Annotated in this window: 20 protein-coding genes and 1 pseudogene; 5 read left to right on the forward strand and 16 right to left on the reverse strand. The window is 41.5% G+C overall.

Annotated features, from left to right (window positions below; translation table 11 throughout):
• Positions 1–37: 37 nt before the first annotated feature.
• Genes B6F02_RS09800 through B6F02_RS09815 form a run of 4 tightly spaced genes read right to left on the reverse strand, consistent with a single transcriptional unit; the run spans position 38 to position 4,195 of the window.
• Positions 38–1,009 (reverse strand): ABC transporter substrate-binding protein, encoded by a 972-nt coding sequence (locus B6F02_RS09800; protein ID WP_080147160.1) that lies wholly within the window; start codon positions 1,007–1,009, stop codon positions 38–40.
• A 25-nt stretch (positions 1,010–1,034) separates the two neighbouring features.
• Positions 1,035–2,051, reverse strand: coding sequence for a FecCD family ABC transporter permease (locus B6F02_RS09805; RefSeq protein WP_080147424.1), 1,017 nt, complete (start codon positions 2,049–2,051; stop codon positions 1,035–1,037).
• A complete protein-coding gene (locus B6F02_RS09810) occupies positions 2,048–3,109 on the reverse strand; it encodes a FecCD family ABC transporter permease (RefSeq protein WP_080147161.1) in 1,062 nt (353 codons plus the stop codon). The genes B6F02_RS09805 and B6F02_RS09810 overlap by 4 nt, the downstream gene beginning before the upstream one ends.
• A gap of 42 nt (positions 3,110–3,151) precedes the next feature.
• Positions 3,152–4,195: an NAD(P)/FAD-dependent oxidoreductase gene (locus B6F02_RS09815; RefSeq protein WP_179128570.1), complete on the reverse strand. Its 1,044-nt coding sequence runs from the start codon at positions 4,193–4,195 to the stop codon at positions 3,152–3,154.
• A 205-nt stretch (positions 4,196–4,400) separates the two neighbouring features.
• Here B6F02_RS09815 and B6F02_RS09820 point away from each other — a divergent pair, with 205 nt between their 5' ends.
• Positions 4,401–5,114, forward strand: a complete 714-nt coding sequence (locus B6F02_RS09820) for a GntR family transcriptional regulator (RefSeq protein ID WP_080147163.1) — start codon at positions 4,401–4,403, stop codon at positions 5,112–5,114.
• 14 nt (positions 5,115–5,128) lie between these two features.
• On the opposite strand, the gene B6F02_RS09825 is transcribed toward B6F02_RS09820, so the two are convergent.
• Positions 5,129–6,328, reverse strand: coding sequence for an enolase C-terminal domain-like protein (locus B6F02_RS09825; protein WP_080147164.1), 1,200 nt, complete (start codon positions 6,326–6,328; stop codon positions 5,129–5,131).
• Between the two features lie 257 nt (positions 6,329–6,585).
• Here B6F02_RS09825 and B6F02_RS09830 point away from each other — a divergent pair.
• Positions 6,586–7,932: pseudogene (locus B6F02_RS09830) on the forward strand (PTS transporter subunit EIIC); the annotation flags it as partial.
• Between the two features lie 117 nt (positions 7,933–8,049).
• On the opposite strand, the gene B6F02_RS09835 reads toward B6F02_RS09830, so the two are convergent.
• From B6F02_RS09835 to B6F02_RS09870, 8 genes are all read right to left on the reverse strand, one after another.
• Complete coding sequence (locus tag B6F02_RS09835) at positions 8,050–8,994, reverse strand: sugar kinase (protein WP_080147166.1); 945 nt, start codon at positions 8,992–8,994, stop codon at positions 8,050–8,052.
• A 13-nt stretch (positions 8,995–9,007) separates the two neighbouring features.
• A complete protein-coding gene (locus B6F02_RS09840; RefSeq protein ID WP_080147167.1) occupies positions 9,008–9,649 on the reverse strand; it encodes a bifunctional 2-keto-4-hydroxyglutarate aldolase/2-keto-3-deoxy-6-phosphogluconate aldolase in 642 nt (213 codons plus the stop codon).
• Between the two features lie 110 nt (positions 9,650–9,759).
• A complete protein-coding gene (locus B6F02_RS09845) occupies positions 9,760–10,233 on the reverse strand; it encodes a hypothetical protein (RefSeq protein WP_080147168.1) in 474 nt (157 codons plus the stop codon).
• Positions 10,233–10,529, reverse strand: coding sequence for a DUF2089 family protein (locus B6F02_RS09850; protein WP_080147169.1), 297 nt, complete (start codon positions 10,527–10,529; stop codon positions 10,233–10,235). Before B6F02_RS09850 ends, B6F02_RS09845 begins: the two co-directional genes overlap by 1 nt.
• 168 nt (positions 10,530–10,697) lie before the next feature.
• Positions 10,698–12,641, reverse strand: a complete 1,944-nt coding sequence (locus tag B6F02_RS09855; RefSeq protein ID WP_143745331.1) for a fructose-1,6-bisphosphatase — start codon at positions 12,639–12,641, stop codon at positions 10,698–10,700.
• A gap of 185 nt (positions 12,642–12,826) precedes the next feature.
• Positions 12,827–14,608 carry a DUF2207 domain-containing protein gene (locus tag B6F02_RS11035; protein ID WP_080147171.1) on the reverse strand — a complete coding sequence of 594 codons (1,782 nt, stop codon included), beginning with the start codon at positions 14,606–14,608 and terminating at the stop codon, positions 12,827–12,829.
• 136 nt (positions 14,609–14,744) lie between these two features.
• Positions 14,745–14,927 carry a hypothetical protein gene (locus B6F02_RS09865; RefSeq protein WP_080147172.1) on the reverse strand — a complete coding sequence of 61 codons (183 nt, stop codon included), beginning with the start codon at positions 14,925–14,927 and terminating at the stop codon, positions 14,745–14,747.
• A gap of 22 nt (positions 14,928–14,949) precedes the next feature.
• Positions 14,950–15,648, reverse strand: a complete 699-nt coding sequence (locus tag B6F02_RS09870; RefSeq protein WP_080147173.1) for an NAD(P)H-dependent oxidoreductase — start codon at positions 15,646–15,648, stop codon at positions 14,950–14,952.
• A gap of 231 nt (positions 15,649–15,879) precedes the next feature.
• On the opposite strand from B6F02_RS09870, the gene dhaK reads away from it, so the two are divergent.
• The 3 genes from dhaK to dhaM are packed head-to-tail and all read left to right on the forward strand — an operon-like array spanning position 15,880 to position 17,854.
• Positions 15,880–16,872: a dihydroxyacetone kinase subunit DhaK gene (gene dhaK, locus B6F02_RS09875; RefSeq protein ID WP_080147425.1), complete on the forward strand. Its 993-nt coding sequence runs from the start codon at positions 15,880–15,882 to the stop codon at positions 16,870–16,872.
• A 24-nt stretch (positions 16,873–16,896) separates the two neighbouring features.
• Positions 16,897–17,484 (forward strand): dihydroxyacetone kinase subunit DhaL, encoded by a 588-nt coding sequence (dhaL, locus tag B6F02_RS09880; RefSeq protein WP_080147174.1) that lies wholly within the window; start codon positions 16,897–16,899, stop codon positions 17,482–17,484.
• Positions 17,477–17,854 carry a dihydroxyacetone kinase phosphoryl donor subunit DhaM gene (dhaM, locus tag B6F02_RS09885; protein WP_080147175.1) on the forward strand — a complete coding sequence of 126 codons (378 nt, stop codon included), beginning with the start codon at positions 17,477–17,479 and terminating at the stop codon, positions 17,852–17,854. Before dhaL ends, dhaM begins: the two co-directional genes overlap by 8 nt.
• Before the next feature lie 69 nt (positions 17,855–17,923).
• Here dhaM and B6F02_RS09890 read toward each other — a convergent pair whose 3' ends face one another.
• From B6F02_RS09890 to B6F02_RS09900, 3 genes are all read right to left on the reverse strand, one after another.
• The gene (locus B6F02_RS09890) at positions 17,924–18,502 is read right to left on the reverse strand and encodes an AAA family ATPase (protein WP_080147176.1); all 579 of its coding nucleotides are present in this window, start codon (positions 18,500–18,502) and stop codon (positions 17,924–17,926) included.
• Positions 18,503–18,540: 38 nt separating this feature from the next.
• Positions 18,541–18,957: an acyl-CoA thioesterase gene (locus B6F02_RS09895; RefSeq protein WP_080147177.1), complete on the reverse strand. Its 417-nt coding sequence runs from the start codon at positions 18,955–18,957 to the stop codon at positions 18,541–18,543.
• 157 nt (positions 18,958–19,114) lie between these two features.
• Entirely contained in the window at positions 19,115–20,548 is a 1,434-nt protein-coding gene (locus B6F02_RS09900; protein ID WP_080147178.1) for an FGGY-family carbohydrate kinase, read from the reverse strand.
• Positions 20,549–20,566 lie beyond the last annotated feature (18 nt).

The raw sequence follows: 20,566 nt of genomic DNA on the forward strand, positions 1-20,566 counted from the left end.
CACTGCTCCTTTCTCCTGTTTTTTATATAATTATGATTTACTCCTGGATACTGCTGACGACATCATCCATGACTTGTTCGCTGGCAATTGGTCCATAATATAACCAGGAGGTTTCCGGTCCGAACTCATAAACTTGCTCTTGTTGAACAGCCGGGATATTTTGCCATAAACGGTCTTCGAATAGATCAGCATCTGCACCGTCGCTGTTTACAAAAAACAGATGATCGACATCCATTTGCGCTAATTCTTCAAGAGAGATTGCAGCCCAGTCGGCATCGCCAGAAAGCTCGTTAACGACTTCAGGGATTTCCAGCCCTAAATCTTCATATAGCACTGCCCCGCTGGACCGTTCAGGATGCACGACAAACAGACTGCTGTCTACCATCCAGATGGCTGCCGCTGACTCTTCAGATGCACTATCTGCTAGTTCTGCCGCTTTTTCTTCTGCTTTCGAATTGTAGTCATCCAGTACTGTTTGTGCCTGTTCTTCCATTCCCAAGACTTCACCTATTTCGCTTAGCGTTTCCCGCCATTCTGTCGGACTGGAGTTCAGGACATAAGTAGGTGTAATTTCTGAATACTGATCATGCATTTCCTGTTCGATTGGATCTCTGACAATCATGAGATCCGGTTCATATTCCAAAACAGATTCATACGGAAGATCATGTGGTATCGTCGGAATATCCGCCAGATCTTCTTGTAAATAATCCTGGATACTTTCACCGTTTTGTACTGACCATTGTGCAACAGGCGTCACATCTAAAGCGACCAGATAATCTTCGAGATAAGAAGCCAGTACTCGTTCAGGATTCTCAGGAATTTCCACTTCATTGCCCAGACCATCTGTCAGCACTCGCGGTTCATTGCTAGTTTGTTCTGAGTCTGTTTCTCCCGCCGTATCCGTCGCTCCATCGCCTTCTGATTGCTCTGGTGCAGTGGTTTCACTCCCGCAAGCTGCCAACAACATACTAACACTTAACATCAAACTGCTTATCCATCGTTTTTTCATTGTACATCCTCCATTTATAATTGGTTTAATCTTCTGAGTTGATCAGAAGGTAAATAAAATAGGGTGCTCCCAGTATGGCAACAACGAGGCCTACTGGAAGTTCAGATGGGGCTAAAATGGTCCTGGCGATCATATCGGAAATCAGCAGAATAATCGCTCCAATACAAGCTGTCACTGGCAGAAACCGCTGATGTCGACTTCCAACCAGTTTTCTGGCAATATGCGGAGCGCCTAACCCTAAAAAGGAAATACCGCCTGCTACCGATACACACGCACCCGCTAATGCGACTCCGATCGCGATCAGCTTTATCCGTTCTATCTCAACGGATATTCCCAGCCCTGTTGCCATTTCATCTCCCAACTGCAGTAAATTCAGCGTGCGAGATTTGTAGAATGCCAGCGGTGTCAGCGTTACAATCCAGGGGAGTGTACTCCAGACTGCCGTCCAATCAGCATTCCAGATTGATCCGGATAACCAGACTGTCACCTGATTGAAATCACTCTCGCTCATTCGCAGTTGGATCATTGTCAGCAGCGCTGCGAACCCGGCATTAATGCCGATTCCAACAAGTACAAGTCGAATAGGGGTCACCCCATTCTTCCAGGCTACTATGTAAATACTGACTGCAGCGATCGCACCACCTGCGAATGCTGCAAATGGTAAACTGATGGCCCCTAACAGAGGAATGGCAGAGGACCTTGCTGTGAAATATAAAAACAAAACAACGGCTAGTCCTGCCCCTGAGTTGATACCGATAATTCCTGGATCTGCCAGTTCATTTTGTGTAACGCTTTGAAACAACGCACCGGCTATTCCTAAACCGACGCCAACTAACACAGCAATCAATAATCTCGGCAAGCGAAATTCCATTAATAGAAGTTCATTGCGCCGGCTCCCTTCTCCTAAAAGGGTTTCACTGATTTCATTCCATGAGATCGAAAGATGCCCAGTAGTCAAACTAAACACACCCATTCCAATCAGCAGTAAACTTAACACTCCAGTCAAAATAAAAACCTGTTTGGCAGAGTGGATTTTTTTCATTTCCATCCTCTCCCATCTCTTCTGGCAAGTGTTAAAAAGAACGGTACACCAATCAGTGCAGTGAAGGCTCCCACAGGTAATTCATAGGGCGGATTAACGGCTCGAGCTGCAATATCTGCCAGCACTAATAGCCAAGCACCGAAAACAGCAGAAAAAGGGATGATCCAACGGTAATCCATTCCGATCAGTCGTTTAGTCACATGAGGAATGACTAAACCGATAAATCCGATCGTTCCGGAAATTGACACAGCGGTCCCTGTCAGCAACAGGACGACTAAGATACCGATCGCTTTAACCAGTGTTGTTCTTTGACCCAGCCCTTTCGCTACCTCATCACCCAGGCTCATCAGAGTCAGTGAACGGGAAAGCAGTACGGCTGCGGTTAACCCGATCAGCGCAGTGACTGCTGCTAAATGAACATGCTGAGCAGAAATCCCAGCAACTCCCCCGGCATACCAGAAGCTGATATCTCTTGATACATTAAAGTACAGCGCCAGCATAGTGGATGCCGATTGCAGCAGAGCACTTACAGCTGCGCCGGCTAAGGCCAGTTTGACAGGGGTGAGCCCCCGATTAGACAGCAATCCTATAGAAAAGACCATAGCTGCGCCAATTCCCGCTCCAGTAAATGCCCAGAACACCAGTCCCAGTTGACTCGTTCCCGGAAACAATGCAAATGCCACAGCCACCATGAATCCTGCTCCTGAGCTTACCCCCATAATTGAAGGGGAAGCCAGCGGATTGCGTGTCAGCCCCTGCATAATAACACCAGAAACAGCCAGAAAAGCACCTACCAAAGCTGCAGCAGCAACTCGTGGAAATCTCAAATCATACAGAATCAAATGTTGTGTCCGTGTTTCATCAAAATTCAGCAACGCTTCCAGGATGACTGACCACGTAATCTCCGCTGCACCATAGGAGATGGAAACAAACATCGTACCGAATAAAAGGACTAGTACAATTAAAAAATAGGTCAGTGCTGACTTGGATTTAAATCTCTGGAGAATCCGCTTTTTGGTTTCTTTTTTATTCAGTTGTCTCTTTCGAATTTGCTCCATAGTGTTTCCTTCTCTTAGTTGAGCTCAACGGTTTATACATGCTTACTCTTCGAATAAACGACTTCTTTTTTCTTCATTTTTTTGATTAAATCGATGATTATGCGAGGATACTTGCGCCTTTTCAGCTGCTTTTGGATCCAGAGAACGCTTGATTTGATTAACAGCATTAGCGGCATCGCTATAAGCACCTGCAATCAACCGGACTTTTCCGTCAAAATCTAAAATGTCGCCGATCGCATAGACGCCTTCGACGGCTGTCTCTGCTTTAGCTGTTCCTTCAATGTAATAGTCTTCTTTCAAATTGAACCTCAGTTTAGGATCATGGTGAAAGTTCAATTCATTATCGAATCCGATATTGACAATCAATTCATCCAATTCCAAGTGTTCGTCTTGATTTGATTTACTTTTTCTCATTTTGATGGCTCGTACTCGGTCGCCCGTTATATTCGGGATTAATTCTTTGACTAATGTATGTGTATATATTTTTGCTCTTGAAGCAGCCAATTGTCTAGTTGCAGCTTCATAAGCTTTAAACGATTCATTCCTATGAATCAGATGAATTTCCTTTGCGATACCCAATAACTCATTCGCCCAATCCACAGCAGTGTTTCCACCACCTACGATAACGACTTTTTTATTTCTAAAATGACTTCTGCGGTAAACACTATGATGCAGATTTGTTTCTTCAAAGCGAGCATTATAGGTTAACGGCAGCCGCTTTGGATTAAATAAACCACCGCCAGTTGCAATAATAATGCGCTTACTAAAATATTGATGTCCGTCCGCAGTGATAACTTTGAATCCCCCCTGTTCTACTTGGGTAAACGTAGTGACTTTCTGACCCAGTATGACTTCAGGGTTGAACGTCATTCCCTGCTCAACCATTTGATCAATCAGCTCAGCTCCTAATGCAGCAGGAATTCCACCAACATCCCATATCATTTTTTCAGGATAAAAGTGTACTTTACCACCCAAAGTTTTCTTCGTTTCAATGATTCGGACAGACAAGTCTCGCATCCCTGCATAAAATGCGGCATATAGACCTGCCGGACCGCCGCCGATGATTGTAATATCTTTGACCTTCACAAATGACACTCCTCTCTAATCTAATTGAGAATGATTATCACTTTCAACTTAGTTATAGCATTCACATAGTAGAGTGTCAAGTTATAGCCTATTCTATGGTTGCTAGATATTTGATGATGATTTACTATATGGCAAACCTTTACAATTTGTTATGATAGAGAAGAGAATAAGACGAATGATTTACTATATTTATTGAGGTGCCAGAATGAAAAAAAGAGAATTTGTGATTCAAGACTTATTAAGTAAAATTTATCAGGAGCAATTTAAAGATGGGAAACTGCCTAATCAGCGGGCTATGGCAGAAGCTTATCAGGTTTCTAGATATACGATCCAAGAAGCCGTCAAAACATTAGAAGAAATCGGAATTATTCAAACGGTGCAGGGATCAGGAATGTATGTTAAAAAACAGTTTCAGATGAATCCGCTGATTTTTAATACACTGACACGCACCCCTTATGAACGTATCTCTTCCAGATTAATTTCTCTGAAAAAGAAAAAATCCACTCCGGAAGAGGAGCAGATTTTTCAACTCGAACAGCCAGGAGAAATCTGGACATTTGAGCGGGTGCGGATTGTCGATTACAAAATTGAGCAGATTGAGCATTCCAAACTGCCAGTTTCTCTCTTCCCTGATTTAACTGAATCCGTCATTGAGCAGTCTATACAAGAATATGTTCAAAGCAAGCAGTACACCATTTCTCACTACATCACCAGTTACAGCCCCACCGCTTTATCAAAGGCGCAAGCTGAACTGCTGATGTGCAAGCGAAGTACACCTGCAATGAAGATTGAAAACCGCTGCCTTTTAAGTGATGGTCGAGTTTATGAATACAGCGAGCTGACTGCGATTGATTATGCTTGTACTTATATCACACCTTTTGACAAAAAAAGTCATCAAGCTCGCCGTACCAATATCTGACAACTCATCATTCTTTATGGAGTAAACAGTGTTCCATCTGGCAGACGACTTTGTGTCCATTCGTGCGGACGATAAACGACTGGGAAGTCTTCTGCTCGTTCTTCGTCAAATTCCACACCGATTCCTGGACGATCTATTGGGTAAAAGTACCCTTTTTCCGGTACAGGTGCATGGTTGAATAACTGTTTTGTGTTTTCTTTCAAGTCGATATTTTCTTGGATAGCAGCGTTATGCAAGTGAATATTCAGATGCGTATTAACTGCTAATCCCACAGGAGAAATATCTGAAGGTGTGTGCCACGCTACTTTTACACCGAAAGCATCACATAAATGTGCTAACTTAAGCGCTGGTGTGATCCCTCCAATTTGAGAAACATGAACACGCAGATAGTCCAACTGGTGATTTGCAATGATGGATTTCCACTCCATAGGATTATTGAATAACTCGCCAATTGCAATTGGTGTTGCCGTCTGACTTCTGATCTGACTCAGCCATTCTGTCTGATCCGGTGGGAGTACATCTTCTAAAAAATATAAGTTGTAAGGTTCAGCTTTTTTTGCAAACTGAACGGCTTGATTAGGAGTCAGTCGTTCATGAACATCATGCAGCATCTGGAACTGAGGTCCGTATTTTTCATAAACTTCTTTAAACATCTTGAGTGTTGTATCCATATATTGCTGCTGATCAAAGTAACTGCCTTCAATTGCATGAGCAGGTGCCTGGATACTCTCAGCCGGACCGCCGTAGAAGCCTAACTGACATCTGATATAACGATATCCTTCCGCCAAATAACCATCGATCTGGTCAGTCAAGTCTTCCATATTGTCGGCAACCGCATGAGTATAAGCTGCAATCGCTGTTCTGGCTCTTCCCCCAAATAATTGATATAAAGGCATATCTGCCAGTTTCCCTTTAATGTCCCATAACGCCATATCGATCCCTGAAATAGCGTTATTTATAACAGGACCGTTGCGCCAGTAAGCATTGACATACATTAATTGCCAAAGGTCTTCAATCTCATTGGCGTCCTTTCCAATCAGTAATGGTTTCAAATAGTCTTCAACAATTGACTGAACCGCTTTAGGTCGAAACTGGAATGTCGCACACCCATATCCTGCAACTCCTTTATCGGTTTCCACTTTAACGACGACTAGATTGTGCCTGTCTGGTTTGATACCATAACTTTTGATATTAGTAATAATTGTAGGATTCACTTCTCTACTTCCTCTCGTCCCGAATATGTGACCTAATAGTATTAGAACATGAAGAATAGAGCGCTGTCAATTTGGACTGATAAACGACATATACACACTATAATACCAATCCAATTTTAAATAAAAACCATGATTAACCTTTATTTAATAGCTTTTTCTAGTTTTTTATACAATTTTAGGACTGGTTTACGAGCATTCTATTATTTGTTATGATTCTAATTGTAAACGGACACAACAATCGGGAAAGGAAGAGAGTTATGAAACATCAAGATGTCGCACAACGCATCATTCAAAACGTAGGAGGCGCTGATAACATTCAGAATGTCTGGCATTGTATGACCAGACTGCGCTTTAAATTGAAAGATTATTCTATAGTCGATCATGATGCACTGATGAAAGAAAAAGCTGTTGTAGGAACGAATCATAAAAACGAGCAGCTGCAGATTGTCATTGGAACAAATGTCAATGAGTACTATGAAACAGTCGCTTCGGAATTGGGAATGGACACATCCTCTGCAACACCGGCAGATGAACCAGAAGAACGCAAAGGCATTATTTCTACCTTTATGGATATTGTATCAGGCGTTTTCGGTCCTATCGTACCTGCAATCGCCGGTGCCGGAATGATTATGGGGCTGATGTCAGGACTAAGTGCTTTAGATATTATTAGTAACGAATCTCACACATATATTGTCATTGATATGATTGCTAAAGGGGTTTTCACTTTCCTACCCTTCTTTGTAGCTGCTTCTGCCGCGCGGATCTTCAAGACCAACCAATATCTTGCCATTGCTATTGCAGCTAGTCTGCAAGTACCTGCCATGACAAATGCTGTTGCTGAAGGTGTCATTGATCAATTCAATCTATTCGGATTTTTGCCAGTCCCTGTCTTTAGCTATGCGGGTACCGTCATCCCTATCATTATTGCTGTATGGGCACTGAGCCACATTCACCGCTTTATTGATAAAGTTTTACCAGAAGTCTTAAGAACTGTCTTTACACCGACACTGTCCTTATTTGTTGCAGGAATTCTAACGTTGGTTGTTATCGGGCCAGCGGGAATTTATCTGGGTAACTGGTTAGCAGCTGGTGTTGAATGGTTGTTTAGCGTTTCTCCAATTCTAGCTGGAATTGTCGTTGGAGGTATTCGTCCAATCGCAGTATTTACAGGTCTTCACCATGCAATGACGCCTATCGCTCTTCAAAATTTTGCGAACCAGGGTTACGATATGCTGATGCCGATGATGTTTATGGCAAATATTGCGATTACTGGTGCTACAGCTGCTATGTATCTGAAAGTCAATACAAAAGAAGAGAAGAGTATTGCTCTTTCTGCAGTTGTTTCCGGTTTCTTAGGTATTACAGAACCGGCTTTATTCGGAGTGCTGACAAAAAATGCAAAAGCCTTTATTGCAGCAACTGTCGGGAGTTCAGTTGCCTCAGCGTTTATCAGTTTCTTCGGTGTTAGAATCTATGGATATATTTTATCTAGTGTTTTCAGTTTACCGGCTTACATCGGGGAGTATTTCATATTCATAATTTTAGGTATGATCATTTCTTTTGGGGTTTCCTTCGCTATTGCCTATGCACTTGTACCGAATGAGAACGGACAACCTGCACCTGCAAAAGCACGTTCATAAAACCTATAATAGACAACTAACTGTATCAACCATTTAAAAGAGGTTCCGAGCTGTCATTTCGACAGTACGGAACCTCTTTATTTATAAAGAATGTTGAATAAAGTCAGCAAGCTCGCTGTTTGTCGGCAATCCTTCGTTGTCGCCGGCATGCTGCACTTGCAGGGCGCCGATTGCGTTAGCTTGAACAGCTGCTTCGGCCCAAGTCATTCCCTTTAAATATCCATGAAGCACGCCTACTGCGAACCCATCTCCAGCTCCAACAGTATCCACAATCTGATCTACTTTAAAGCCCGGCACCTGTACAGTCTCTTTACCTCGTTCTGATACGAGTGCTCCGTGACCACCGTTTTTCGTGATCACTGCATCAGCCCCTTGCTTCAGGTAAAACGCTGCGATGGCTTCAGGATCATCTGAACCGGTCAGGACTTCACCTTCTGCGATGCCGGGCAGCACTACATCAGCATACTGTGCCAGTTCGTTTAATACTTCCACCATTTCAGCAGTACTTTCCCATAATGCCGGGCGCAGGTTAGGATCAAATGTAATAAAGGTACCCGCTTTCTTCGCTCTGACCATAAGCTGTTTCACGGCTTCTCTAACCGTTTCATTCAGAGCAGCCGGTATGCCTGTTACGTGAAACACTTTGATTCCGTCAAACTCGATCTGTGCGGCATCCTCTAATGCAAATGTTGAAAAAGCACTGCCTTGACGGTAGTAAGCCGTCACCGGATCAGCATCTTTCACGCGATTCTTCAGCATTAATCCAGTATTGTGCTTTGCGCTGAATGTAATGAATTGAGTCCCGATCTTTTCTGATTGAATTTTCTGTTTAATGAATGCCCCTATAGGATCTTCCCCCAGCTTCGTGGCATATTCGACTTGATGTCCTAGTCTTGACAGACCAATCCCTACATTCAATTCTGCTCCAGCTACGGATCTTTTAAAGGTCTCAGCTTCTTCCAGTGTCCCGTATTCCACCGCTGCGAATAATCCCATCGGTTCTCCTAATAGAAGTACATCTGTCATTTTCTGCACCCCCTTAAGCCAGTTCCTTGTATTTATTGACGAACTGCTCGGCAGTTTCTGTTACACTTTCAAACCCGGCTGTTTTCAACTCTTTTGTCAGCGCACTTCCGATCCCCACAGCCCAAGCGCCGTTTTTGACCCATTCGTGCATATTGTCCAAGCTGACGCCGCCAGATGGCATCATTTCAACTTGTGGAATCGGCCCGTGTACATTTTTGATAAATGAAGGTCCCAGAATTCCGCCAGGGAATACTTTCACTACTTCCACGCCTGTTTCCATGGCAGCGGTGATTTCTGTTACAGTTGCGCACCCTGGTAAATATGGGATTGCATAAGTATTACAGACTTTTGCGATTTCCGGTACAAAGTTCGGACTGACGATAAACTCCGCTCCTGCAATAATGGCAATACGCGCCGTCGTTCCATCCATAACGGTTCCTGCACCGATAACCATATCTGTTCCCTCATATTTTTTCGCAAGGGACTTGATCGAATCATCTGCCTGAGGTGTCGTAAAGGTCACCTCAATATTCTTAATGCCGCCTTTATAGACAGCCTCAGAAATATTCGTCGCTTCATCTGATGAATTCCCTCTAATCACGGCAAATAAATAGTTGTCTTTCAGTTTCGATAAAATGGCTTGTTTTTTTGTCATAATGCCCTCCAAATAGTTAGCGTTTTCTTAACATCAGTATACTCTACCTAGTACACTGACTCAACAACCTAACCATGATTCAGATAGACAAAAAACCATTCCAATTTTATTTACAAATCTTGTATTCGTGTTTGATCGATTTGTCTGTTTTTATCTACTCGTTTTCTAGTGGCAATATAGATCAGAATCAAAATCACTGTTGGAATATTAAATAAAACGAATAATAGTATTGACGTCAAAAGGGGGTTTCCTACAACGGCAGATTCCGCTTCTTCCTCTGATCCAAAGATGGATACGCCTTCTTCCATTTCTACGATTTCTTCACTATCCTCTTCTTTACTTTCCTCTATGAACGCTTCGCTGCTTTCTATTTCACTGCTCTCTGTGGTATAAGACGTCGTTTCATAACTATAGAAGCTGATTATCCCGACCAGCATGATCAGTGAGAAGCCGAAACTGATGATAGGTAATATTAGACCTGGAAATTTACTTTCAGTTTTAGATAGCACGATCTGCAATAAGCAGACGCCCCCTATTACAATGATGGATATAAATAATGCGATGATAACACTGACGATAGCCATTATGCTGATTCTCCTTTCGTTTTTCGATACTCCGTGATGAGGACTTTTGCTGTTTGGAAACTGATTTTCTCTTCCAAGGCCAGCTGCTTGATAGTAGTAATATACGAATCATCCTGCGATTCTTCATTGATTTTGACTTTCTGAATCAGACGATCCAGTCTGAGTCGTACAGTCGGATAAGTAACGCCATACTCTTCAGCAATTTGCTTTAGGGATCCTGAAGCAAGTAAAAACCGCTTGATAAACTTTAAATCTTCTTCATCTAAAGATGTGATCCATTGAGGAACCGGATTCATCTATCTTACCTCCTTATAGAAAAATGCAGTTATCTTAAGTATTATTTTTAATATTATTATATTAAAGTTTAACTTTGTTAAAGTAAAGCATAAAAACTGGCATCCATCTATTTATCATTCAGTCAGGATACCAGTTTTATCATCGTTTTCCAGCAGAACTCATTATGCTTAATTTTTTCGGTTAGACTCTTTGTTGATATACATCAAGAGATCTTGCAGATCATCAATCTGATCTTGAATCGAGACACCGATCGTCGTATCTTTGATCAGTTTTCTTTCTAGTTTGTCATCAATAATTTCTTTTAGTGAAGTGTCATCATGCTGCTGTTCAAACAGATTTTCGACAGAGTCAAACGGTTGGTGGGTTACGATCAGAAATCCATAGGAATTGTTCAGCAGCGAATACCCGGCTATCCCAGTCGACTTCTGATACGCTTCGCTCATACCGCCGTCAATCACAATCAATCGCCCTTCTGCTTTGACCGGATCTTCTCCTTTTTTAGCTTTGACGGGAGTATGACCGTTGATGACCTTTGATTCATCCGCATTCAGTTCAAAGTCTTTTAGAATATTTTTCATAACCGTTTTGTTTTGTCTTAATTCAAAATAGGCATTCCGATTTTCTGCGTGGGTTGCTTCATCATCAATATAGTAGCGCTCAAAAGTGGTCATTTTTTCTCGTCCGAATAATGGAGAAATCGGACCTGTCCAAGCATACCATAATAAGTCAGTTGCATAATCCTCTGTTTCATGTGGATTCCTTGCTGCCTGACGAATATACTGGTCATATTTATCCAGCATCTGTTTTCCGTTTGCTTCCTTGCCTTCAAAAGAAAAAGACATCAGCTCTCCTTCATCTGTCAGCGGAATACATCCATGATAAAGCAGCTGGTCATTATAAATCAGATACATACTGCCTTTTTTCATCAAAAAATCCATATAGCGATTCAACTTTTCGGACTTCTGGAAACTTTCCATCAATGTATTTAAAATATGGGATTCTTCATCCGTCAGTTTCAACGGATCTGTTTCATCAATCATCTTATAAGGGAAATCTTTAAGCGGATAAGCTTTTCCTTCGATCGTCACCGCCTTATTTGCGTGGTCTATTTGTTCTAGTAATAAACGATGGTCCATTTCAAAATCAGGTCTGCGCTTGATAATCTGACCTTCAAGCTTGAATTGTAGAATAGCCAATGCCTGATGTGCTTTCGATAACAGTACTTCGCTTTCCTGCTTGAAGATACTGGACTGGCTGGATACTTTCGGACGAAAAGCTTCATTAAAGTCGTAGTTGGATTCAGCATATAAAAATAAGGGACGCAGATTTAATCCGTACGTTGTTTCCAGTTCAAAAAGATAGCCATACCGTGCAGCAACTCGCAGCAGCGTCAGCAAATTGGCTTTCGACCCAAACATTGCACCCATCCACAAAATATCATGATTGCCCCACTGGACATCTACTGAGTGATGTTCGATCAGGCGTTCCATAATTTTGGCTTCTCCGCTTGCACGGTCGAAAATGTCTCCGACTAGATGCAGATGATCAATCACCAGTCTCTGAATAACGGTACACAGATCTATGATAAACTGCTCAGCTTGACCTAAACTGACCAATCGGTGCAGGATATTTCGGTAATAGAGGTCTTTCTCTTTTTGAGATAAATCCGTATACAGCAGTTCTTCAATGACATAAGTGTATTCTTTTGGTAAAGCTTTTCTCAGCTTGGAACGTGTATACTTAACCGCACAGAAACTCATGAAGTCAACCAGGTCAATGATTGTATCGACGTACCATTCTGTCGTTTTTTCAGGAAGGAACGTTTTGTCATTTAACGCATAGACTGGATAGCTGATCAGCAGTCCGAAACGATCCATTTCTTCAGCGGTCCAATTCTCTTCGAAATAATTACCGATTTTTTCACGGACGTTTCCGGCACCTGTTCTTAATATATGTTCAAAAGCGGCATCTGCACCATGAACATCAGATAGATATAGTTCTGTTCCTTTAGGCAAATTCTGAATGGCTTCTAAATTGATCAATTCAGTTATCACTGCTTCTGGTGTCTGAAAGGTTTCTTTTAATAACTCGAGATATTTTTTATCATTCATCTCTTCCATCATTCACTTTCTTTATCAATATACGACAAGTTTACCACTCCGGCAGAAACTTCCCAATCAACATCCTTTCATTCACGCAAATTTCTGTATTTACCTCTATAACGTTCAAAAAGATCAGCCGTTTTATGAACGGCTGATCTTCCTTTTCTGTTTTTCCTCTATTCAGTCTCTGCAAATCAGCGTGCGCCGCCTCCGCCGCCGCCAATCGCTCCGCCACCGCCTCCGATGGACGTAGCACCGCCTGCACCACCAGCTGCTCCGTACCCGCCGCTGGCCATACCAGCAGTCATGCTTTGTGAGAACACAGAATATCTATAAAAACCGCCATAGAAATAAGGGTACTGAACGACCCATTCATCCCATTGTTCAGGATAGAGTTCTTCCAGACGTTCGACTAAATCAGAGCCTTTTCCATATAAGGTCGCCCAAATAATGTAATCAGCTTCCGGCAATCCTTGTCGGTAGGCAAGTGACTCGTCAGATTCCAGTTCATCCAGATGGTTTTCAAATTGGACAATACGGTCAAACAACCGGTCTCCTTGTGGGAGGGCCGAGACAAACGGCATGGTCATTCCAAGAACCTTTACTGAATCTTGCTTGATATACCCTCTTTCTTCCAGAATCGCTTTTGAGTCATCTTTTATTTCAGAAGCTAGTTGGCTTAACGACTTAGCATTCTTCTTAGACCATTTTTTCATTTCACTTTCTGTTACCTTACCGCTTAAGTCTGCTATTTCTTCAAGGATACTCCAGATTTCTTCTTCTAACGTCTGCGGTTTTACATCAGAAAGACTGGCTTGGTTTTTTCGAGAATCAAATGACTGAGAAAACATGCTGGTTCTCAATGAATCAGACGCACTGAACAGCAGATTATGCCTTTCCAGCAGTTGAATCACCGTCTCTTCCTTATCCATCCACCCGTCTTTTTCCACTGTCGTTATATTGATGCGTTCTTCTTTCGACCATTTCAGCAAATACGCAAAAAAGTAGTCTTCAAAGGTTCCGTGCTGCAGTTGCTGCAGGAAGTAGGCGATATCAGAGAATTCGCCTTCTCTGTAAGGAATATCAGTATAAAACTGTCCTTTATTTCGCCGTTTTCTTGCTACACCCATCTCCATTTTGCCCGCCGCTTTTTTACGGGACTCTATCCAGACAAAAAATAATATAACCAGTACAGGCAACCCGATTAAACTGCCGATGATCAGTGCCAATATGCCGCCGCTGATTCCGTCACTTTCATTATAGGAAGCACCATCCTGCGAGGTCTCCAGCTGTTCTGCCAGTGTTTGGTCATTTTGCATTAAATTTGAAAAGGGTGCATTTGTAAACTGCATTAAGATGACTAACGGACTTTCAGATTCTAATGGCTGCTGAGACGTAGAAACCAAATGACCGTTTTCCAGTTCGACCGTGCCTTCATAGCCGAATCCCCAGATTGAAGTCGTCTCTGAATTAAAATTCTCTGGTCCATTAACAATGATATTCATCGTTTCAGGCGGAATATCCCCATACGTGTTGAAATCCCAGTTCAATGCCTGCCCGTCTTCCAGTTGACGTACCATATTGGTCACCGTATACGTCAGTTCAAATTCTTTTTCTCCATACTCTCCAAATCCCCAGACAAGTTCCACACCGTTATCTGTTTCAATGACGCCATATTCTCCTGCCTTTGTTTCTCGACTCTCATCACTGTTCCAGTTCGGATTTTCTGTATAGCCCTCCACATAAAAATCCGTAACCTCAGAACCTTGAAGATTGTCCATTTCGATATAGAGTTCTGTTCCGTCAGTCATCGTCATTTCCCGATGTTCTGTCACGGTACCCGAACCATCTTCATGCAGCTGAACATCATATTCCAGCAGCGACATCGTATTGCCTTCTGCACTAGCTGTTTGTCCTCCAACAATTAGCCAGATCCCCATCAGTAACCCCATCCAACTTACATTTTTCTTTTTCATTTTCTGTTCCTCTCTTTTTCTTATGCATTTATCGTATCAAATAGGGATCGAAAAAAATACGGACTTAAGACTGATTTTTCGGAAATATTTAGCGTTTGTAATCAAATTGAAGTTTATATAAACCGGAATTCATGAACTATCCATTCCAGTTGCCTGGATTCCATAGGGTACCGTCCAGTTCACCCTGCAGTTGCTCTTTTCGCTTTTCTTGTTCTTCAATCAGCTCTTTTGCAGCCATCAGTAAAGCTTTCTGCTTGTAATCACGACTCTTGTGAAATAAATCTGTCAGCTGCGCAAGCATCCATTGCTTGTCTTCCATACTACCATTCCTTTACTCGTTACTATTGGTGGTCGTTATCAATATGCATCCTCAGTTCATCCAGTTCTAGACGATTATCCTCAATCATCTCAATAGCTTCATCTAAAATAAATGCGCTGCTGTCTGCTTCAATCAACTGCTGATCTGTATTTTCCAACTCTTGGATCAGCCACTGCTCTCTGGCTTTCAAAGAGTCCGGACGATCGATCATCAACCATTGCTGATATTGAATCAGCAACTGCATTTTCTCCTCTTCAGTCATATAAGGAAACTGGAATATGGATAACGGCTTCAGGTAAGTCATACCCGTTTTGTTAGCCATCGCTTGAAAAGGCTTTGTCAGCTCACTGATGCTGTAGCCTTCCTGTCCGCCGGTCTGATATTCTTTTTCTCCGACACCAATGACTAAAATCAGACCAAACTCTTTTCCCCGCAGCTTGTTTCCGCGGTAACCAAATGCAAAATGCTCCTCCAGTACTTCATCTTGCCAGTGTTTCAATAATGGCGGCGAAGAATACCAGTAAAAAGGAAACTGAAATAAAATCCGGTCATGCTGTTTCAATAGTTCCTGTTCTTTCTTGATATCAATTTGTCCGTCTGGGTAAGCTCCTTCTAGGTAATGGACAGTAATCTCTGTTGACTCAGGCAGAGACTGTACGAGAAACTGCTGGCTGCTTGATTCTTCAAGGTTTGGATGGGAAATCAGAATTAATGTTTTCAATAAATCTTTCTCCTTTAAACTGTATTAGGGTATTTCAGGCAGCTGGGTAGTTATTCACTACCTGCTTATTTACATTTCATCATATCATACTTTCCAGCAAGTCAACTGACGTCTGGATTTCACATTTATAGTATAACAAATTCTTTTTTTACCACACCGTATCATTAGAACTCGCGAATAAAATAATTTACAATGAAAGTGATCATGAAGAAGGAGGATGTACAAATGACAATGAAAAAAATCATCAATAACCCGGACAAAACAGTAGACGAAATGCTGGATGGTCTGGTTTTTGCTTATGATTCACTTGTGGAACGTATCCCCGAAACAACGGTGATCCATCGAAGACACGAGAAGAATGGAAAAGTAGGATTAGTCAGCGGAGGCGGAAGCGGTCATGAGCCGGCACACGCAGGCTTTGTAGGTCAAGGGATGTTGTCTGCAGCAGTAGCTGGGCAAGTCTTCACTTCTCCAACACCAGACCAAGTCTTAGAAGGTATCAAAGCTGCCGACGAAGGAGAAGGCGTCTTTTTAGTCATCAAGAACTATACAGGTGATGTCTTGAATTTCGATATGGCTAAAGACTTAGCTGAATTGGAAGACATTGAAGTAGAATCAGTCGTCGTTGATGATGATATTGCTGTTGAAGATAGTACATTTACTGCTGGAAAACGTGGTGTTGCAGGAACCGTGTTGACACACAAAATTCTTGGAGCAGCCGCAGAAGAAGGCGCGTCTTTAAAAGAGATCAAAGAATTGGCAGACAAAGTCGTCCCTAACCTTTATTCAATCGGATTAGCTTTAAATCCTGCAACTAACCCAGAAGTCGGCAACCCGGGATTTGAATTGGCTGAGGATGAAATCGAATTCGGCATCGGAATTCACGGAGAGCCTGGTTACCGTAGAGAAAAACTGCAGCCATCAAAAGACCTGGCAGCAGAGCTGGTTAAACAGTTGAAGAAAGAGTGCAACTGGTCTGCCGGAGACCATTATGCTGTATTAGTAAACGGTATGGGTGCAACGCCATTGATGGAACAATTTGTATTTATGAATGACGTCAAAAAGCTGCTTCAAGATGAAGAAGGCTTGGACTTGCCATTCAGAAAAGTCGGTGACTACATGACAGCGATCGATATGGAAGGTGTATCACTCACTCTACTGAAATGCGAAGATTCGAAATGGATCGACTATTTAAACGCACCGACAAACGTTATCGGCTGGTAAATTATTTTAGGAAGGAAGAATCGTATGGTTGAAATCGCAAGCTTAAAAAAATGGATTGAACTATTCGGAGAAAAAGTAACTGAAAACAAGGAACAGTTGAACAAACTGGATTCTGATATTGGTGACGGCGATCACGGAAGCAATTTGACGCGTGGCGCGGCAGCTGTAAAAGAAAAAGTCTCAGATGCAGAGTACGACAACCTTTCTGACTTTTTCAAAGATGTCGGCATGACACTGGTCAGTAAAGTCGGCGGTGCTTCAGGACCGCTTTACGGATCAGCTTTCATCTCAATGGCAAAAGCTGCTAAAGAATCCGACGATGCTGCTTCCTTGATCGAAGCAGGACTGGAAGGCATTCAAAAACGCGGTAAAGCTGAGGCCGGCGAAAAAACAATGGTCGATGAATGGATCCCTGTTGTAGAAGCTCTGAAAAATGGCGGCTTGACGCAAGAAGTCATTCAGGACAGCCTTGAAAAAACAAAAGATATGAAAGCTACTAAAGGAAGAGCGTCTTACCTAGGCGACCGTTCAGTGGGACATATTGATCCAGGAGCACAGTCTAGTGCTTATCTATTTGAAAGTTTATTGGAAGCGGGTGTTTTAAATGGGTAAAGAAATTGGAATGTTAGTCGTTTCTCACGTTAATAATATTGCAAACGGCTTATCTACTTTATTAGATCAAGTCGCAAAAGATGTAACCATTGTGCCAGTCGGCGGTACCGGAGACGGCGAAGTCGGAACAGACTATGAGCGTATCCAAGAAGCAATGGATGCTTTTGAAGAAGATAAAGTATGGGCATTTTATGATCTGGGCAGTGCAAAAATGAATCTTGAAATGGCGATGGAATCCACTGATAAGGAAGTCCGTCTATTTGATACTGCATTTATCGAGAGTGCGTATACAGCCGCTTCGCTGCTTCAAGCAGATGTTGGCGAAGATGCAATCGTTACTCAGCTGGATGAATTGAAAGTCAAAGAATAATAAACGGATTATTAAAACAGCCGGCCTATTGTTAAAATAGGTCGGCTGTTTTTTAATGATTATTTCAATTTAATCAATCCATCTTTGAATCCTTTCAGCCACTTCATCCGGCGACAAGGCTGTATTGTTGATTCTAAGATAGTTGAGGTGATTCAGTTTTGTTTCTACTTCATAAGGGTCAGAATTCAACCGATGCTTTTTCATAGATGTCAGCAACTCATGCTCTGAAAATGCCAGGTTTCTTTTAGATGGCTTCTCCTGCAGTCTTAAGGCTGACTTGTTTCTAATCAGTCTTTCTTCTACATCTGCTTCCAGCTCTACAAAATAAACTTTTCCGCCATGATGGACAAATAGATCTGTAACTTCCTGTATGTAGTCTATATCGCTATCCAGATCAAATCCTACCATCAAAGTAAAGATGATCCTTTTTGTCTGATTGGTTTCTTCATTTTCTACAAAAGCTTTAAACAGTTCTCTGCGCATCCAGTCGGATAGTCTGAATGTCTCTTTAGTGTAACCAAGAAAGCGGGCAAAGATATCTAATGTCTCATGGTTAAACAATAACTTGGCATCTATCCGCTGCTCCAGTTCTTTTCCTACTGTCATCTTTCCCACTGCCTGCGGCCCCACAATAAAAATCAGCTCCACTCTGTCCCTTCCTTTCATTACACATTACTGGTCAAAATTTATTGATCCAGCATTGCATAGAACAGGTCATAAATTTCTTTATGGCTTCTTTTTAAAGAAATCGGTCTATACGTTTCTTTATTTAAGAAAGCATGTTTTGTCTGTCCGGTTGTTCTCAACTCTCCGCTGACTGCATCTCTGATTTCATACTCAATGACCATCTTCACCCCAGTGAACTGACTGATTCGTGTAAAAATCTCAACAGTTTCTCCGAACTTTACCATACTATTGTATTTTGCTGAAGCTTCCAGAACAGGCACCAGAATATTCAATGCCTCCATTTTTTCGTATCCGAACTGCATCTCATCCATCATCCAGGTTCTTGCCTCTTCGAACCAGCGAATGGAATTAGAGTGATGTACGATTCCCATCTGATCCGTTTCATAATATTGTACTTTGTGCTGCCAGTTTTTCATTTTGATTACTCCTTACTATGTATACTATCTATTATTTTAGCATATATAGCGGGAACACGTTTTGTAAAATCAAAATTTATAAATATACACCCTATATGGGAAAACAATAATTTTATTTCTTTAAACTTTGAGTATAATCACCATCGATAATAGGACACTAAACGTATTTAGTCACTACATCAAACCATTGTTTATAATCCTCTGATTTATCAGTTATAGGATAAAAAATAGTTAGTTTTTCATTTTTCGTTTTCAATTTGACTGCAAGATTTAATGCTCCTAATGCTGACATTTCTTCTTTAGTGTTTAGTACTATATTCTTTTGTAATACATCAGCCAGTAACTGCATTAAGCGATTATTTTTGATAGCTCCACCATCAACATTGATTTTCCTTACTTTTATCTGACTCGTTACTTCCATTACGTCAATAACTGCTTTTATTTGATAAACTATCGTATCAAAACCAGCTCGAATAATATGATTTTTTGTACTATTACGGCCCAATCCCACTATCGCTCCATTTGGTTCCGGTTCCCAAAAAGGCGCTCCTAAACCTAATTGAGCTGGCACAATATAAACGCCATCACTGTCTGAAATTGAAAAAGCCTTTTCTGATCCTTCTGAGACTGTTTCAAATAATCCTAATTCATTTGACATCCAATTCAAAGTATCTGTGCATGATCGGATAATACCTTCTAAAGCGTAGGAAGTTTTATTATTAATTTTCCATCCAATCGTCTTCAAGATTGTCTCATTTCCTGAATCTAGATCACTTTCTATTTGCATCAAGACAGAACATCCTGTGCCTAAAGTTGCTTTCACATCTCCTTTTTCTGTTAATCCTTGTCCGTATAAAGCTCCTTGTGAATCAGCTATTACTCCGACAATCGGAATACCTTCAAAACTGCCAAACTGACTATCCGAAGAGTAAACTTCAGGTAAAGATTCAATTGGCGTATCAAACAATTCGCAAAGTTCTTTATCCCAGCTCTCTGTATGGATATTATAGAGTAATGTGCGAGAAGCATTACTACTATCCGTTGCAAATATTTTTCTATTGGTCAAGTTCCAAATCAACCATGAATCAATTGTCCCCACTGCTAAATTCTGATTTTGTCTAATCGCTGGAAAAGATTGAAACAACCAGCTTAATTTAGGAGCTGAAAAATATGTATCTATTTTTAACCCCGTTTTCTTTTGTACAACAGCTTCTTTCCCTCTATTGATAAGCTGCTTACAAATATCTAAACTTCTGTTACATTGCCATACCATAGCATTGTGTAATGGTTTCCCAGTATTTTTATCCCAGACAACAATTGTTTCTCGCTGATTCGTCAATGAGATGCTTTTAACATCTTCTTTTTGTAATACCGTTTCGTCAAGTAACTGATTAAACAACGATTTTACATTTTCTAAAATTTCTAACGGATCATGCTCAACCCACCCTTTTTTGGGATAAATTTGCTTATGACTTTTATCAATTCTTTTTTTAATCAGAGGAACGCCTTCTTCATTTATTGACACCAAAAGAAGCTTAGTTCCTGAAGTGCTCTGATCAATAATCACTCTATAATCTTCTTTAACATCCAATTAATATTCCCTCCACTA

Origin of the sequence: Marinilactibacillus piezotolerans, assembly GCF_900169305.1 — a bacterium.
GTDB classification, from domain to species: Bacteria; Bacillota; Bacilli; order Lactobacillales; family Carnobacteriaceae_A; genus Marinilactibacillus; species Marinilactibacillus piezotolerans_A.

What these genes read in the sequence shown, in the direction of transcription:
- B6F02_RS09840 (WP_080147167.1), bottom strand. Translation starts at nt 9,649, where the DNA reads ATGACAAAAAAACAAGCCATTTTATCGAAACTGAAAGACAACTATTTA.
- B6F02_RS09895 (WP_080147177.1), bottom strand. Translation starts at nt 18,957, where the DNA reads ATGAAAAACTGGCAGCACAAAGTACAATATTATGAAACGGATCAGATG.
- B6F02_RS11035 (WP_080147171.1), bottom strand. Translation starts at nt 14,608, where the DNA reads ATGAAAAAGAAAAATGTAAGTTGGATGGGGTTACTGATGGGGATCTGG.
- dhaK (WP_080147425.1), top strand. Translation starts at nt 15,880, where the DNA reads ATGAAAAAAATCATCAATAACCCGGACAAAACAGTAGACGAAATGCTG.
- B6F02_RS09855 (WP_143745331.1), bottom strand. Translation starts at nt 12,641, where the DNA reads ATGAATGATAAAAAATATCTCGAGTTATTAAAAGAAACCTTTCAGACA.
- B6F02_RS09800 (WP_080147160.1), bottom strand. Translation starts at nt 1,009, where the DNA reads ATGAAAAAACGATGGATAAGCAGTTTGATGTTAAGTGTTAGTATGTTG.
- dhaM (WP_080147175.1), top strand. Translation starts at nt 17,477, where the DNA reads ATGGGTAAAGAAATTGGAATGTTAGTCGTTTCTCACGTTAATAATATT.
- B6F02_RS09805 (WP_080147424.1), bottom strand. Translation starts at nt 2,051, where the DNA reads ATGAAAAAAATCCACTCTGCCAAACAGGTTTTTATTTTGACTGGAGTG.
- B6F02_RS09865 (WP_080147172.1), bottom strand. Translation starts at nt 14,927, where the DNA reads ATGGAAGACAAGCAATGGATGCTTGCGCAGCTGACAGATTTATTTCAC.
- B6F02_RS09835 (WP_080147166.1), bottom strand. Translation starts at nt 8,994, where the DNA reads ATGACAGATGTACTTCTATTAGGAGAACCGATGGGATTATTCGCAGCG.
- B6F02_RS09820 (WP_080147163.1), top strand. Translation starts at nt 4,401, where the DNA reads ATGAAAAAAAGAGAATTTGTGATTCAAGACTTATTAAGTAAAATTTAT.
- B6F02_RS09810 (WP_080147161.1), bottom strand. Translation starts at nt 3,109, where the DNA reads ATGGAGCAAATTCGAAAGAGACAACTGAATAAAAAAGAAACCAAAAAG.
- dhaL (WP_080147174.1), top strand. Translation starts at nt 16,897, where the DNA reads ATGGTTGAAATCGCAAGCTTAAAAAAATGGATTGAACTATTCGGAGAA.
- B6F02_RS09850 (WP_080147169.1), bottom strand. Translation starts at nt 10,529, where the DNA reads ATGAATCCGGTTCCTCAATGGATCACATCTTTAGATGAAGAAGATTTA.
- B6F02_RS09845 (WP_080147168.1), bottom strand. Translation starts at nt 10,233, where the DNA reads ATGGCTATCGTCAGTGTTATCATCGCATTATTTATATCCATCATTGTA.